Genomic DNA, 13,310 nt, shown 5'->3' on the forward strand with positions numbered 1-13,310 from the left:
AGATCCTCTCGTTGAGGGACGTGGCAGCCATCCCATACCACCGGGGCACGTTCCGCTAGATGGGAGTCCGTATTACACGGCAATCAGGCTTTCGTCGGCCGGCTGTCATCCGGCGCCGGCGGGCCGGTCGGCGCTGCGGGCCCAGCCACCCGCCGAGCCAACCGCCCGGCCCGGCGGCCTACGTGCCGCTCAGTTCGACCTGGGCGAACCGGTCGAGCACGTCCGGCAGGTCGGCCAGCGTCGACACCTCCGCGTCGGCGGGCACGCCCTCCGGGCGGGGCCGCCCGCCCCGGTTGAGCCACACCGCCCGCATCCCCGCCCGCAGGGGGGCGACGACGTCGTGGCTCGGCGAGTCGCCGACGTACACGATCTGGCGCGGGGGCACCCCGGCGGCCTCGACCACGGCGGCGAAGAACTCGGGGGCGGGCTTCTTCGGCAGTCCGTTCTCGTGCGCGTACACCTCGAAGGTGAACTCGCCGGTGAGCCCGCAGCGTTCGGCGCGGCTGTTGCCGTTGGTGGCGTAGCCCAGGGTGTAGCGCGGGCGCAGGGCGGCGAGCGCGGGCAGCGCGTCGGGGAACGGCCGGGTGAGCGCGAAGCGCCGGGCGAAGAAGAGCGCCGCGAGGTCGTCGAGGTGCGCGTCGAGGCCGGCCCGGGCCAGCGACCGGGCCAGCGCGGCCCGCCGGATCTCGTTGACCGGCGCGGCGCTCAGCGCCCCGAAGACCGCGCCCCAGTCCGACTCCAGGTCCGCGAGGGTGACCTCGGCCGCCGCCGGGGTCAGCCGCCGCATCTCCTCGAGTACGGCCACCAGCCCGCCGGTGACCGCCGGGCGCAGGTCGAGCAGGGTCTCGTCGGCGTCGAACACGACGTGGGTCAGCATGCCGGCAAGGGTGCCACCGCAGCGGCTCGCGGGCCACGTCGGCCCTGTTCGCGGGCGGTCACGACTGCCGGTGGTCATGCCTCGGCCGCGAGGGCGGGCTCGGCGGGGCGGGCGGGCGACCGGTCGACGGCCCGCGCCTCGCGCAGCTCGTCGACCCGGACCAGGGCGACCCCGGCGACGATCAGGACGCCGCCGAGCAGTTGCACCACGGTCGGCAGTTCGCCCAGCACCAGCCAGGCGACGAGCACCGCGAACATCACCTCGGTCAGCCCGACGAACGACGACAGCCGGGCCCCGAGGATCCGGGCCGCCGCGATCCCGGTCAGGTACGCGACGACCGCCGCGACCAGCGACAGGCCGACGATGGGCACCAGCCAGCTCGTGCGCTGCCCCGCGAAGGTCACCTCGCCGAAGGTGGCCCGCAGCGGCAGCGCCCCGGCGAGGCCGAGCACGAGCAGTGCCGCCGCGCCGACGCCCATGCCGGCGCTGGCCATCGTCACCGACGGCAGGCCGTCGTCGATCCGCCCGGCGATCACGAAGTAGCCGGCGAGGCCGACGGCCGCGCCCAGTCCCCAGAGCACGCCGGCCGGGTCGAGGCGGGCCCCGCCGGTCACGTCCAGCACGGCGGGGAGGCCGGCGAGGGCGGCCACCGACCCGGCCACGGTGAGCCGGCGCGGGCGCTGCCCGTGGACCGCCCACGTCCAGCCGACCACGAGGACGATGCCGAGGTATTCCAGCAGCAGCGCCACCCCGACCGGGAGGTAGCGCACGGCGTTGAAGAAGCACGCCTGGGCGAGGGCGACGGCGAGCAGCCCGAACGCGCCCACGGAGACGAGGTTGCGGCGCAGCACGTCCCACCGGCCGCGCAGGGCCAGCGCCGCAGGCACCGCGAGGACGGCGGCGGCGCTGCCGACCCGGGCGATCACCACGGCCTCCGCGGACCACCCGGCCTCGATCAGCGACCGGGCGAAGGTGCCCGAGGTGGCGAAGGTGACGGCCGACAGCAGCGCCAGGCCGAGACCGATGCCGGCGGGTCGTTCGCGCATCGACTCTCCTCGGTACGTCATGAGTAAAGTAGCTTTATGCTCGTGACGCTAGATCGATCGGCCGACAGGAGTCAAGTTGCTTTTCGCCCATGACACCGAGCCCGCGCTGATCGCCGCCGCCGCACTGGTCAACACCGGGGGCAGCCACGGCGAGGCGCTGCCCGACGTGGCGGCCCTGGACGCGTTCCTCACCGCGCACGGCTGGACCGGCCGGCACGAGCGCACCGAGGCGGAGCTGCGGGCCGTCCGGGACCTGCGCCCCCGGCTGCGCCGGATCTGGTACGCCGACACCGACGAGGTCGTCGCCACCGTCAACGAGCTGCTACGCGACGCCGGGGCCCTGCCGCAGCTCATCCGCCACGACGACGAGCCGTACCACCTGCACGCCGTGCCCAGGGACGCGCCGCTGGCCACCCGGATGGCCGTCGAGGCCGCGATGGCCCTCGCCGACCTGGTACGCGGCGACGAGCTGAGCCGGCTGCGCCGGTGCGACCACCCCGACTGCGACAACGTGCTGGTCGACCTGTCCAAGAACCGGTCCCGCCGGTACTGCGACGCCGGGTGCGGCAACCGGGCGGCGGTCACCGCCTACCGGGCCCGGCGGGCCGCCGCCCGGCCCTGATCCGGGGCGCTCGGCACCGGCTGGTCTGAACATCATGCCGGGCAGGTGGCGGTATCCCGGCCGCCGGATACCGCCACCTGCCCGACACGACGTCGATCAACCCGCCTCGCGCGCCGCCCACTCCGCGCGGAGCAGCTCGTACTCGACCTCGCCGTGCTCGGTTCCCTCGATCGGGTCGTCCCAGTCGAGGTGGAACGTGCGCACGTACCGCAGTCCGGCCTTCTCCATCACCCGGCGGGAGGCCGTGTTGACCGCCATCGTCTGCGCCCACACCCGGGCCAGGCCGACCGTGGCGAACGCGTGCCGGAGCAGGGCACGGGACCCCTCGGTGGCCAGGCCGTGCCCCCACGCCGCCCGCCGCAGCCGGTACCCCAACTCGGCCTGCGTCACCGGTTGCGCCCCCGCCGGGGCGTCCAGGGCGAACCAGCCGAGGAACGTCCCCGTCGCCCGGTCCACGGCGGCCCAGCGGCCCAGCCCGGGGTGGCGGTCGTACCCGGCCAGGAGGCGGGGCAGCAGCTCGCCCCGGACCACGTCGGCCGGGGTGGGCCGACCACCGGTCAGGTAGCGCATGACCTCCGGGTCCGAGTCCAGCTCCGTCAGGGCGTCGGCGTCGCCCCCCGTGAACCGGCGCAGCCGTAGCCGCCCCGTCTCCAGCAGGACTGCCCCGGACCCGTCGACCCCCGTCACACCCGTCATCCCCTTCACCCTGAAGATCATGTCGGGCAGGTGGCGGTATCCGGCGACCGGGATACCGCCACCTGCCCGACATGAAGTCGATCAACCAGCCGGACCGGCCGGGCCGGCGGTCACGAGGCGCTGCCGGCCATCAGCCAGCGCGTGACGGCGACCCGGATCAGGACGTTGTCCCCGGCGGACCCGGCCGGGGCGGTGACGTCCCAGTCGTACTTGCGGCGGAACTCGTCGGCGGCCCACCCGGGGAACGGCTCGCGCACGATCACGGCCGCGCCCTCGGCGACGACCGGGAACTTGCCGTCGGGCAGCGCCAGCGACACGCGGGGATCGGCGACGATGTTACGGACCTTGCGGTTCCGCTCCTGCGTCCAGATGCACCACTCGTCGTCGCGGAACAGGAACCAGACCGGCGTGACGTGCGGCGAACCGTCCGGCCGCACCGTGCACAGCCAGACGATCCGCTCCCGGGCGAGGCGGTCCAGGACCTCCGGCCCGGGTGCCGGGCGGCCGATCACTGCGGGAGCGCCGCGACGAAGGCCCGCCACGCGTGCACGTCGACGGCCGGCACCGGCCCCGAAGGGTCCCTGCTGTCCCGCACCCCGACCACCCCGGGAAGATCCGTCGCCACCTCCACACACTTGTCGTTCGACCCGCTGCGGCTGCTTCTCCGCCAGTGGGCACCCATCAACTCCATGACTCCGCCACTTCCCTCAACCGATCGATCGACCCCTGCGGGGGCAACGCCGCGCCGAGGGTAACCTTCCACACCTGCCGGAGCCGCGACAGCTCCTCGCGCCGGCCCAGCTCCTGACCCGACCCTCGCGCCACCAGCGAGCCGACCCGCCGACGACACCGGCACGGGCAGGGCGTGACTCCGTGGACGGGGGTCAGGGGTGGGTCATGCGGAGCAGGTCGAGGGCCTCGTCGAGCTGTTCGGCGGTGAGCTTGCCGTTGGCCACGTGCCCCCGGGCGATCACCACGTCCCGGATCGCCATCTCCTTGGCCAGCGCCTCCTTGGCGATCGAGGCGGCCTCGTCGTATCCGAGGTGGCGGTTGAGGGGGGTGACGATCGACGGCGAGCCCTCGGCGTACGCGAGACAGACGTCCGCGTTCGCGACCAGGCCGGCCACGCAGCGGTCGGCGAGCAGGCGGCTCGACGCGGCCAGCAGCTTGATGGACTCCAGCAGGTTGCGGGCCATCACCGGCAGCATCACGTTCAGCTCGAAGTCGCCCTGCGAGCCGGCGAACGCCACCGCCGCGTCGTTGCCGATCACCTGGGCGCAGACCTGCCGCACGGCCTCGGCGACGACCGGGTTCACCTTGCCCGGCATGATCGACGAGCCGGGCTGGAGGTCGGGGATGCGCAGCTCGCGCAGGCCGGCGCGGGGGCCGGAGCCCATCCACCGGATGTCGTTGGCGATTTTGTAGAGGCCGACCGCGATGGTGCGGAGCTGCCCGGACGTCTCCACCAGCGCGTCCCGCGCGCCCTGCGCCTCGAAGTGGTCACGTGCCTCGGTCAGGGGCAGCCCGGTGGACTCGCGCAGCTTGGCGATCACGGCCGCCGCGAAGCCGAGCGGGGTGTTGATCCCCGTGCCGACGGCGGTGCCGCCCAGCGGCAGCTCGGCCAGCCGGGGCAGCGTCGCCTCCAGCCGCTCGACGCCGTAGCGGACCTGGGCGGCGTACCCGCCGAACTCCTGGCCGAGGGTGACGGGCGTGGCGTCCATGAGGTGGGTGCGGCCCGCCTTGACCACGGTCTCGAACTCGGCCGACTTGGTCTCCAACGCCCCGGCGAGGTGCGCCAGGGACGGGATCAGGTCCTCGACGACGAACTGCGTCGCCGCCAGGTGGATGGACGACGGGAAGACGTCGTTGCTGGACTGCGAGGCGTTGACGTCGTCGTTCGGGTGCACGTCCCGGCCCAGCTCGCGGCTGGCCAGGGTGGCGACGACCTCGTTGGTGTTCATGTTGGACGAGGTGCCCGAGCCGGTCTGGAACACGTCGATGGGGAACTGGTCGTCGTAGCCGCCGTCGGCCACGTGCGCGGCGGCGGTCGCGATCGCGGCGGCCACCTCCGCGTCGATCACGCCCAGCTCGCCGTTGACCTGCGCCGCCGCGCCCTTGATCTGGGCCAGGGCCTTGATCTGCGCCGGCTCGATGCCCCGGCCGGAGATCGGGAAGTTCTGCACCGCGCGCTGGGTCTGCGCCCGCCACAGCGCCTCGGCGGGCACCTCCACCTCGCCCATCGAGTCGCGTTCGATCCGGTAGCCCGCTGCCTCTGGAGTCGTCACGCATACCATCCTGCCCCGGCCGTCGCCGGCCCGCAGATGATCGTCCGCTCCGGCGGCCGGGCCGCCAGAAACCCGACGACGCGAAGACAGTCACGTAATTAAGATCATGGAATCGTTGCCTTCCATGAAAGGGCCTCACTTGCAGCTCAACGGGGGTTCCACCGGCGTTCGTCCCGGACGCCCGCGGCGCACACCGCGCCGCGTGACCACCATCGGCCTCGCCGGCCTGCTCGCCGCCTCCGGCGCGCTGGCCGGCACCGCCGCGCCGGCCAACGCCGGCGTGACCCAGTACGTCCTGCCCACCAGCGTCAGCTACACCGACGCCCGGCAGCCCGCTCTCGCCTTCCCCACCACCGCCGCCGACGTGCCCGTCGGCACGTGGCAGGCCGACGGGGCGACGCACACCACACGCGCCTACTTCACCTTCGACCTCACGCCTTACCAGGGCAAGGAGATCATCACTGCCCAGGTCGTCACCGGGGAGTCGACGGTCGCCGACTGCACGAAGCCGCGCAGGCTGGAGCTGTGGCGGACCGACACCCCGGCCGCCGCGCCCACCTGGAACACCGCGCCCGCCGTACGCGAGAAGGTCGGCGACGTCGGTCCCACCGCGCCCTGCCCGGCCGGCTACCTGGAGCTGGGCGTCACCGAGGTGTTCCGGCAGGCCGTCGCCGCCGGGCACGACTCGCTCACCCTGATGGCCCGCATCGCCGCCCCCCACGAGAGCAACAAGCACTTCGGGCGGCGGGTGAAGAAGCCCGGCGTCTCGCTGGAGGCCAACTCCGCGCCCGACGTGCCGGGCAAGCTGACCGTCGCGGGCCGGGCCTGCGCGGACGGGCTGCTGGTCGGCACCACCACGCCGGTCCTCACCGCCGAGGTGACCGACCCGGACAGGCTGGAGTCGTCCGCCGGGGACCGGGTGCAGGCCACCTTCGCCTGGTGGCCGGTGGACCGCCCCGCCGAGCGGACCGAGTGGACCTCGTCCGCCTGGTACACCCCGGCCACGGTCCAGTACACGGTGCCCGGCGGCCTGCTGGTCGACGGCGGCACGTACGCCTTCGCGGTCCGCGCCGCCGACGAGCGCGCCACCTCCGCCTGGTCGCCGGAGTGCCGCTTCACCGTCGACACGACCCGCCCGCCCGCGCCCACGGTGGTTTCCACCGACTACCCGTCCGACCGGGGCTTCCCCGGCCACGGCGGCCCGGGGATCGCCGGTGACTTCACCTTCACCAGCGCCGCCGACGATGTCGTCGGATTCTGGTACGGCCGCGCCGGCCTCACCACCTACGCCGCCGCCGGCCCCGGCGGCACCGTCACGGTCAGCTACGCCCCCGACGAGTACGGCCCGGACTGGCTCAACGTGCAGGCCGTGGACCGCGCGGGCAACCGCTCGGAGCAGACCCGGTACGAGTTCTGGGTGCGCAACACCGCGCCGACGGTCACCGACGGCAACCCCGACGGCTGGCTCGGGCAGCCGCGCGAGTTCACGTTCGCGCCGAACATGACGGACGTGGTCGAGTACGTGTGGTCGCTCAATGGCGGCACCGAGCGGACCGTGGCGGCGGACGCCGCCGGGGCGGCCACGGTGACCGTCACCCCGACGGCGGTCGACAACACGCTGCACGTGCGCAGCCGCACCCGCGACGGGGTGTTCTCCGGCGACGCCGGCTACCCGTTCTCCGTGCGCACCGCGCCGTTCGTCACCTCGGAGGACTGGCCGTTCGACGGGACGCCGGGCGCGCCGGCCGGCACCGAGGGCAGCTTCACGTTCGCCCCCGCGATGGCCGACGTCACCGAGTACGTCTACACGTTCGGCCGCGGCGAGGAGCGGACCGTCCGGGCCGGTGCGGACGGCAGGGCGACCGTGTCGTACACGCCGGCCGACGCCGGGTACCACACGATCGAGGTGTTCAGCCGGACCAGCGCCGGGGTGGAGTCCGAGCCGACCGGCCTGGCGTTCTACCCCGCCTCGGTCGCGCCGACCGTGGCGTCCGGGGCGTATCCGCAGAACACGACCGGCGGCGGGCCGGGCGTGCCGGGCGTCTTCACCTTCGCCCCGCACGCCTCGGTCACCGGCGTCACCTCGTACGTCTACCAGTTCCGGGGCGAGCCGGAGCGGACCGTGGCGGCGGACGCGGACGGCACCGCCACCGTCGAGTGGACGCCGTCGGCGTACGACAACGAGTACGGCGGCTGGGTCGAGCTGCGGGTACGGGCGCGCACGGCCGCCGGGGTGACCACGGACGCGCAGTACTACTCGTTCCGGGTCGACCCGCAGAGCCCGCTGGTCACCTCGGACGTGTTCGGCTGGCAGGGCGGCGCCGTCGTCGGGCAGACGGGCGACTTCGTGTTCACCGCCCAGTTGCCGGGCACCACGGAGTTCGTCTACTCGTTCGACGACGGGGCGGAGGCCACCGTGGCGGCCGGCGCGGATGGCACGGCCCGGGTGAGCTGGGCGGCGGACTCGCCGTACGGGCACAGCCTGACCGTGCGCAGCCGCACGGCGGCGGGGATCGTCTCCGGCCCGGCGTACTACAACATCTTCATCGACCCGAGCTGACCCACGCCGTACGCCGAAGGGGTGTCGGGCTCACGCCCGGCGCCCCTTCCGCGTTCCGGGTGGTCAGCCGTGGCACCGGACAAGGCCGCCGGAGCTGCGTGCTTACGAGTAGACGTCCTTGCGATGCCCGACGTCGTGGACGGTCAACTCGTCGCCGTCGAGGCGGTAGAGGACCCGGTAGTCCCCGACCCGCAACCGACGCCCGGACCCATCGCGCATCTCGGTCGAGCTCTGCGGCATTGGGTCGGAGACCAGGCCGAGGATCGCGCTCAGGACGGTCAGGAACACGTTGCGCGGCTGCTTGTGCAGCCAGACCAACACATCCCGGTCGATCTGAACCTTCACGCTGCCGCACCGCCGGCCCGGTCGGCCAACAGCGCTTCCACCTCGCGGGGATCAACCCCGAGCGACTCCAGAGCCGCCGACAGCGGCACGAACTGACCCTCGGCACGAGAACGAGCGATCACCGCCGAGTCCCTGCGGTCCCGGAACGCCTCGATCTCCTCCCACTCGTCGATTCCGAGCAACACGGCCACGGGCCGCTCGTATTTGGTGATGATGACCGGCTCTCCGGTGCGCTCGACCCCGTCCAGCACTCGGCCTGCGCCATCGCGGAACTCCCGCAGGGTAATCTTCATCATGCACCAAACCGTACCATGCGGTACCGCCTTACGCGCCTTCACCTCAACTAAGCGTCAGGTTCGCCGGGACCCTCGGGTGGGACATGCCACCCCACGCCTGGAACCACGACGGCCAGCCCTTCGGCCGCCAGCGCGTCCATTGCCTTGGAGGCCGTCTCGCGCGCCACCCCGTACGTCTGGGTCAACATCTTCTCGGACGGGAGCCGGCTCCCCGGCCGACACTCGCCGGCGTCGATCGCCTTCCGCAGGATCGCGGCGAGTTGCCGGTATCGCGGAACCGGCGACATCGCGTCGATCCTCGCAGTCATGGCTTCATCTTCGCGGGCGCCAGGAGTCACGTCGAGAACCGGAACCGCTGCTCACCCGTAGACGCTCAAGCGTCAACGGACCCGGTATCGCCGGGCTCCACACCGGCGGCTCGCAAGATTCGCCGGACTTGTTCACGGCCGTAGCCCGCGACGCGGGCGATCTCGCCAACCCGCTGACCATCCCGGTACGCCGTCACGATCGCGGTGGCCAGCCGCTCGCGCACCTTTGGCACGTCGGCACGGGCCGAGGCGACTTCCGCGAGCCCATCCTGCACCCGCTGGAGCGCAGCTCGGTACGCCTCCGACGCTGCCTCAAGGTCGCCCGCCACGCGGCCAACTCTGACACGTACAGCATGCCCCACCTGGCGGCACATATTAGTGGCCACCTCAAAGATTTACAGGTGGCCTCCTGGCACCTATCGTGGTGGGACATTGCAAGCAGCCCCCGGCAGGCGTGGTAGCGCCAACCGGGGGCCTTGATCGGACATGGGAGGTCCGACCCGATGAACAGTTTCCCTGACCGCCTCCAGCCGCCCCGCACCGGAAGGCGCGCCTGATGACGATCCTGGCGATCGGCCCGCGGAAGCTACCGGCTGGGAACACGGTGGAGGTGTGGTTCGACGCCGGCAGCGCCGCGACGGGGCAGCGCGTCATGGTCCCCGCGAAGCGGCTGACCCTCTCCGACCAGGATCGCGGGGAGGGCACGACGGCCCTGTACGAGTACGAGTCGCACGACCGCCTGACCTGACCCGAACCCCCGGCACGCGGAGCCCTCGGCACCCCGCCGAGGGCTCCGCCCAAACCTGACCCCCGCCCCGCCTACTCACCCACTTCCGCGATCTTGCAGTTACGGCCCCGACAAAAGAGGCGAAGCGCCCATCCAGGGGGCCCAAAGTGCAAGATCGGCGAGAGCAGCGGGGCGCTGCCGTGGCAGGACGTCAGCGGCGGCCTACGGTGAGGACCGGCTTGGTGACCTCGGCGAAGAAGTCGTTGCCCTTGTCGTCCACCACGATGAACGCGGGGAAGTCCTCCACCTCGATCTTCCAGACCGCCTCCATGCCCAGCTCCGCGTATTCGAGGACCTCGACGTGCCGGATGCAGTCCTGGGCGAGGCGGGCGGCGGGGCCGCCGATGGAGCCGAGATAGAAGCCGCCGTGCTGCTGGCAGGAGCGGGTCACCTGGGCGGACCGGTTGCCCTTGGCGAGCATCACCATCGAGCCGCCGGCCGCCTGGAACTTCTCCACGTACGCGTCCATCCGGCCGGCGGTGGTCGGGCCGAACGAGCCGGAGGCGTACCCCTCGGGGGTCTTGGCCGGGCCGGCGTAGTAGACGGCGTGGTCGCGCAGGTACTGCGGCATCGGCTCGCCCGCGTCGAGCCGCTCGGCGATCTTGGCGTGCGCGATGTCCCGGGCGACGACGAGCGGGCCGGTCAGCGACAGCCGGGTCTTCACCGGGTACTTCGACAGCTCGGCCCGAATCTCGTCCATCGGCCGGTTCAGGTCGACCCGCACCACGTCGGAGGCGTCGAGGGTCTCGTCGGTGACGTCGGGCAGGTAACGCGCCGGGTCGGTCTCGAGGCGCTCCAGCCACACGCCCGACGGGGTGATCTTGGCGACGGCCTGCCGGTCGGCGGAGCAGGACACGGCGATCGCCACCGGGCAGGACGCGCCGTGCCGGGGCAGCCGGACGACCCGCACGTCGTGGCAGAAGTAGCGCCCGCCGAACTGCGCCCCGATGCCGAAGTTGCGGGTCAGCTCCAGCACCTCCGCCTCCAGCTCCAGGTCGCGAAAGCCGTGCGCGGTCATCGAGCCCTGCGTCGGGAGGGCGTCCAGGTACTTCGCGGAGGCGTACTTCGCGGTCTTGAGGGCGTACTCGGCGCTGGTGCCGCCGATGACGATCGCCAGGTGGTACGGCGGGCAGGCGGCGGTGCCGATCAGCCGCAGCTTCTCCTCCAGGAACTGCATCATCCGCGTCGGGTTCAGCAGCGCCTTGGTCTCCTGGTAGAGGTACGACTTGTTGGCCGACCCGCCGCCCTTGGCCATGAACAGGAACTTGTACGCGTCGGGGTGCCCGTCCGGGTCCTCGGCGTAGAGCTCCACCTGCGCCGGCAGGTTGCTGCCGGTGTTGCGCTCCTCCCACATCGTCAGCGGGGCGAGCTGCGAGTAGCGCAGGTTGAGCCGCGTGTACGCCTGGTAGACGCCCCGGGAGATCGCCTCGGCGTCGCCGCCGTCGGTGAGCACGTGCCGGCCGCGCTTGCCCATCACGATCGCGGTGCCGGTGTCCTGGCACATCGGCAGCACCCCGCCGGCCGCGATGTTCGCGTTGCGCAGCAGGTCCAGCGCGACGAACCGGTCGTTCGGCGAGGCCGCCGGGTCGTCGATGATCGCCCGGAGCTGGGCCAGGTGGGCGGGGCGCAGGAAGTGGGCGATGTCGTGCATCGCCTCGGCGGTCAGCGCGGTCAGCGCGGCCGGCTCCACGGTGAGGAACCGGCGTCCGCCCGGACCGTTGACGACGTCGACACCCTCGTCGGTGACCAGGCGATACTCGGTCTGGTCGGGACCGGTCGGCAGCAAGGGAGCGTAGGAGAACGCGGCGGCACTGCTCATGAGCGGAAAGCCTAGGGCAGACCGGTCGATCGCTCGCACCCGACGGGGGCCTGAAGGGACCTCGCTCTCAGCACCGCTCTCGGCGACCCCGCCGGGCCGCGCTCAGCGCCACGCCCGCCGGGCGCTCAGCACAGCTCCCGCTTCGGGCCGCAGCGGTCCTCGTCGGCCGGCCCGTCGTCGCCGCCCGGCGCGTCGCCGCCGGGGTCGCCGCCGCTGCCGCCGGGGCCGGGCACACCGGCGTCGCCGCCGGGCGCGGTCCCGCTGCCGCCCGCGCCGAAGCGGACGTACCCGATCTCGCGGCCCTCGCCGATGACCATGCCCGCCGGGCCCACGGCCAGGGCGTTGGCCGAGGTCCGCAGCACCAACAGCTCCTTTCCGGTACGCGGGTCCAGCGCGATCAGCCGGTTCGGCTTCTCCTGCGTGAGCACCGCCGCGTACGGGGTGAGCGTCGCGCCGTTCTTCTCGCCGGTCGCCCGGGTCCACCGGGTGCGGTCCGCGCCCAGCTCCCGGGCGACGATGGAGCGCTTGTCGGCGGTGCGCAGCAGCGCGTACCGGTCGTCCACGGCGATCAGCTTCTGCCCCTCGTCGTTGACCTGGAGCAGCCGCCCGTCGTACCCGTCGATGACCGCCTCTCGGCCGTCGGGGGCCACGCCGATCAGCACGTTCCGCGCGCCCTGCGGGTCCTCCCGCTGCACGCAGCCCGCGCTGTCGGCGGTGCGCAGGTTGATCCCGGTGCGCCGCCACACCTGCTTGCCCGTGGTCGGGTCGTGCGCGGTGAGGGTGAACGCGCACGCGCCGTCCCGGCCGACCGCGCTGATCCGCAGCATCCGGCCGCCGACCACGGCGAGCCGCTCGTCGCGGCCGGGCTCGACGTTCTGGAGCACCCGGCCGGTGGCGGTGTCCACCACGTGCACCCGGCCGTCGACGGGGAAGCCGAGCAGCGGCGGGACCGGCTCCGGCCCGGCCGCCCCGGCGTCGATCCGGTTGGCGGTGAGCCGGCGGGTGCCGAGCAGGTCGGGGTTGTCGGCGAAGAGGCCGGTGCTGACGCCGGGCAGGAACGCCGTCCACAGGGGCGCGGTGCCGCGCGGGTCCCAGGCGCTGAGCGTGCAGTCGGTCGCCTCGACGCAGTGGGCGTCGAGCAGCAGGTTCCGGTACGTCCACACGGCCACCGCGTCGCCGTCGCGGCGGCGGGTCGCGCCGGTGGTGGGGTCGAGCACCTCGTACCCCTTGACCAGGAGCTTGCCCACGGCGACGACGGGGTCGCGGTCCCCGCCGGCCACGGCGGCCCAGTCGGCCTTGCGGTCCCACAGCTGCGCGCCGGTGGCGAGGCTGCGCGCCTCGACCCGGGTACGTTGCTCGACGATCACGGTGTCGCCGGCGATGGTGACGCTCTTCGGGGTGCCGCCGACGCGCTGCTGCCAGATGACGTCGGGCTCGGAGATCGGCTCGCTGCGGTCGACCCAGTCCCACACGCCCGGCCACGGGTTCCACACCCCGGCCACGGCGAGGACGACCACCGTGACGAGGCCGAGCAGGAACCAGCCACGCATCCTGAGGCCGCCCACCTTCGCCACACCGGACACGGTAACGACGATCACCGCCGCCCCGAGCGCCGGTGCGGCCGTGTCGCGGCGCTTTCTCGGTGACCGGCGTGTTAAAAGGGGGCCCT

The 13,310-nt window shown here is 73.0% G+C and carries 14 protein-coding genes; 3 read left to right on the forward strand and 11 right to left on the reverse strand.

Translation table 11 applies throughout. The features are described from left to right. Nucleotides 1-178: 178 nt before the first annotated feature. Entirely contained in the window at nucleotides 179-877 is a 699-nt protein-coding gene (locus O7633_RS16305) for an HAD family hydrolase (protein ID WP_074472325.1), read from the reverse strand. Between the two features lie 74 nt (nucleotides 878-951). After that, nucleotides 952-1,923: a DMT family transporter gene (locus O7633_RS16310; protein WP_282328380.1), complete on the reverse strand. Its 972-nt coding sequence runs from the start codon at nucleotides 1,921-1,923 to the stop codon at nucleotides 952-954. Nucleotides 1,924-1,999: 76 nt separating this feature from the next. Here O7633_RS16310 and O7633_RS16315 point away from each other — a divergent pair, with 76 nt between their 5' ends. Next, nucleotides 2,000-2,545 (forward strand): CGNR zinc finger domain-containing protein, encoded by a 546-nt coding sequence (locus O7633_RS16315; RefSeq protein WP_178066598.1) that lies wholly within the window; start codon nucleotides 2,000-2,002, stop codon nucleotides 2,543-2,545. A gap of 96 nt (nucleotides 2,546-2,641) precedes the next feature. Here O7633_RS16315 and O7633_RS16320 read toward each other — a convergent pair whose 3' ends face one another. From O7633_RS16320 to O7633_RS16335, 4 genes are all read right to left on the reverse strand, one after another. After that, complete coding sequence (locus O7633_RS16320) at nucleotides 2,642-3,241, reverse strand: GNAT family N-acetyltransferase (protein ID WP_282328381.1); 600 nt, start codon at nucleotides 3,239-3,241, stop codon at nucleotides 2,642-2,644. Nucleotides 3,242-3,351: 110 nt separating this feature from the next. Continuing rightward, nucleotides 3,352-3,753 (reverse strand): pyridoxamine 5'-phosphate oxidase family protein, encoded by a 402-nt coding sequence (locus O7633_RS16325; RefSeq protein ID WP_282328382.1) that lies wholly within the window; start codon nucleotides 3,751-3,753, stop codon nucleotides 3,352-3,354. Then, nucleotides 3,750-3,932 (reverse strand): DUF397 domain-containing protein, encoded by a 183-nt coding sequence (locus O7633_RS16330; RefSeq protein WP_282328383.1) that lies wholly within the window; start codon nucleotides 3,930-3,932, stop codon nucleotides 3,750-3,752. The genes O7633_RS16325 and O7633_RS16330 overlap by 4 nt, the downstream gene beginning before the upstream one ends. A gap of 193 nt (nucleotides 3,933-4,125) precedes the next feature. After that, nucleotides 4,126-5,535, reverse strand: coding sequence for a class II fumarate hydratase (locus O7633_RS16335; RefSeq protein WP_282328384.1), 1,410 nt, complete (start codon nucleotides 5,533-5,535; stop codon nucleotides 4,126-4,128). 193 nt (nucleotides 5,536-5,728) lie between these two features. Between O7633_RS16335 and O7633_RS16340 the strand changes: the two genes are divergently transcribed. Then, nucleotides 5,729-8,086 (forward strand): hypothetical protein, encoded by a 2,358-nt coding sequence (locus tag O7633_RS16340; RefSeq protein ID WP_282328385.1) that lies wholly within the window; start codon nucleotides 5,729-5,731, stop codon nucleotides 8,084-8,086. A gap of 102 nt (nucleotides 8,087-8,188) precedes the next feature. Here O7633_RS16340 and O7633_RS16345 read toward each other — a convergent pair whose 3' ends face one another. The 3 genes from O7633_RS16345 to O7633_RS16355 all read right to left on the reverse strand — a co-directional run bounded on the left by O7633_RS16345 (nucleotide 8,189) and on the right by O7633_RS16355 (nucleotide 9,364). Next, nucleotides 8,189-8,431, reverse strand: coding sequence for a type II toxin-antitoxin system RelE/ParE family toxin (locus O7633_RS16345; protein ID WP_282328386.1), 243 nt, complete (start codon nucleotides 8,429-8,431; stop codon nucleotides 8,189-8,191). Further along, nucleotides 8,428-8,727, reverse strand: coding sequence for a type II toxin-antitoxin system Phd/YefM family antitoxin (locus O7633_RS16350; RefSeq protein ID WP_176734164.1), 300 nt, complete (start codon nucleotides 8,725-8,727; stop codon nucleotides 8,428-8,430). Before O7633_RS16350 ends, O7633_RS16345 begins: the two co-directional genes overlap by 4 nt. Nucleotides 8,728-9,100: 373 nt before the next feature. Beyond that, nucleotides 9,101-9,364 carry a helix-turn-helix domain-containing protein gene (locus tag O7633_RS16355; protein ID WP_282328387.1) on the reverse strand — a complete coding sequence of 88 codons (264 nt, stop codon included), beginning with the start codon at nucleotides 9,362-9,364 and terminating at the stop codon, nucleotides 9,101-9,103. 227 nt (nucleotides 9,365-9,591) lie between these two features. On the opposite strand from O7633_RS16355, the gene O7633_RS16360 reads away from it, so the two are divergent. Continuing rightward, nucleotides 9,592-9,783 (forward strand): hypothetical protein, encoded by a 192-nt coding sequence (locus O7633_RS16360; RefSeq protein WP_282328388.1) that lies wholly within the window; start codon nucleotides 9,592-9,594, stop codon nucleotides 9,781-9,783. A gap of 190 nt (nucleotides 9,784-9,973) precedes the next feature. Here O7633_RS16360 and O7633_RS16365 read toward each other — a convergent pair whose 3' ends face one another. Further along, a complete protein-coding gene (locus O7633_RS16365) occupies nucleotides 9,974-11,641 on the reverse strand; it encodes a fumarate hydratase (protein WP_282328389.1) in 1,668 nt (555 codons plus the stop codon). A gap of 125 nt (nucleotides 11,642-11,766) precedes the next feature. Next, nucleotides 11,767-13,191, reverse strand: a complete 1,425-nt coding sequence (locus tag O7633_RS16370) for a PQQ-binding-like beta-propeller repeat protein (protein ID WP_282328577.1) — start codon at nucleotides 13,189-13,191, stop codon at nucleotides 11,767-11,769. Between the last annotated feature and the right edge of the window lie 119 nt (nucleotides 13,192-13,310).

Source organism: Micromonospora sp. WMMD712 (assembly GCF_029581295.1).
In the GTDB taxonomy this organism is placed as follows: domain Bacteria; phylum Actinomycetota; class Actinomycetes; order Mycobacteriales; family Micromonosporaceae; genus Micromonospora; species Micromonospora carbonacea.

Excerpts from the sequence above, each read along its gene's own strand:
- O7633_RS16305 (WP_074472325.1), bottom strand. The coding sequence starts at position 877 with ATGCTGACCCACGTCGTGTTCGACGCCGACGAGACCCTGCTCGACCTG.
- O7633_RS16310 (WP_282328380.1), bottom strand. The coding sequence starts at position 1,923 with ATGCGCGAACGACCCGCCGGCATCGGTCTCGGCCTGGCGCTGCTGTCG.
- O7633_RS16320 (WP_282328381.1), bottom strand. The coding sequence starts at position 3,241 with ATGACGGGTGTGACGGGGGTCGACGGGTCCGGGGCAGTCCTGCTGGAG.
- O7633_RS16330 (WP_282328383.1), bottom strand. The coding sequence starts at position 3,932 with ATGGAGTTGATGGGTGCCCACTGGCGGAGAAGCAGCCGCAGCGGGTCG.
- O7633_RS16335 (WP_282328384.1), bottom strand. The coding sequence starts at position 5,535 with ATGGTATGCGTGACGACTCCAGAGGCAGCGGGCTACCGGATCGAACGC.
- O7633_RS16350 (WP_176734164.1), bottom strand. The coding sequence starts at position 8,727 with ATGATGAAGATTACCCTGCGGGAGTTCCGCGATGGCGCAGGCCGAGTG.
- O7633_RS16360 (WP_282328388.1), top strand. The coding sequence starts at position 9,592 with ATGACGATCCTGGCGATCGGCCCGCGGAAGCTACCGGCTGGGAACACG.
- O7633_RS16365 (WP_282328389.1), bottom strand. The coding sequence starts at position 11,641 with ATGAGCAGTGCCGCCGCGTTCTCCTACGCTCCCTTGCTGCCGACCGGT.
- O7633_RS16370 (WP_282328577.1), bottom strand. The coding sequence starts at position 13,191 with ATGCGTGGCTGGTTCCTGCTCGGCCTCGTCACGGTGGTCGTCCTCGCC.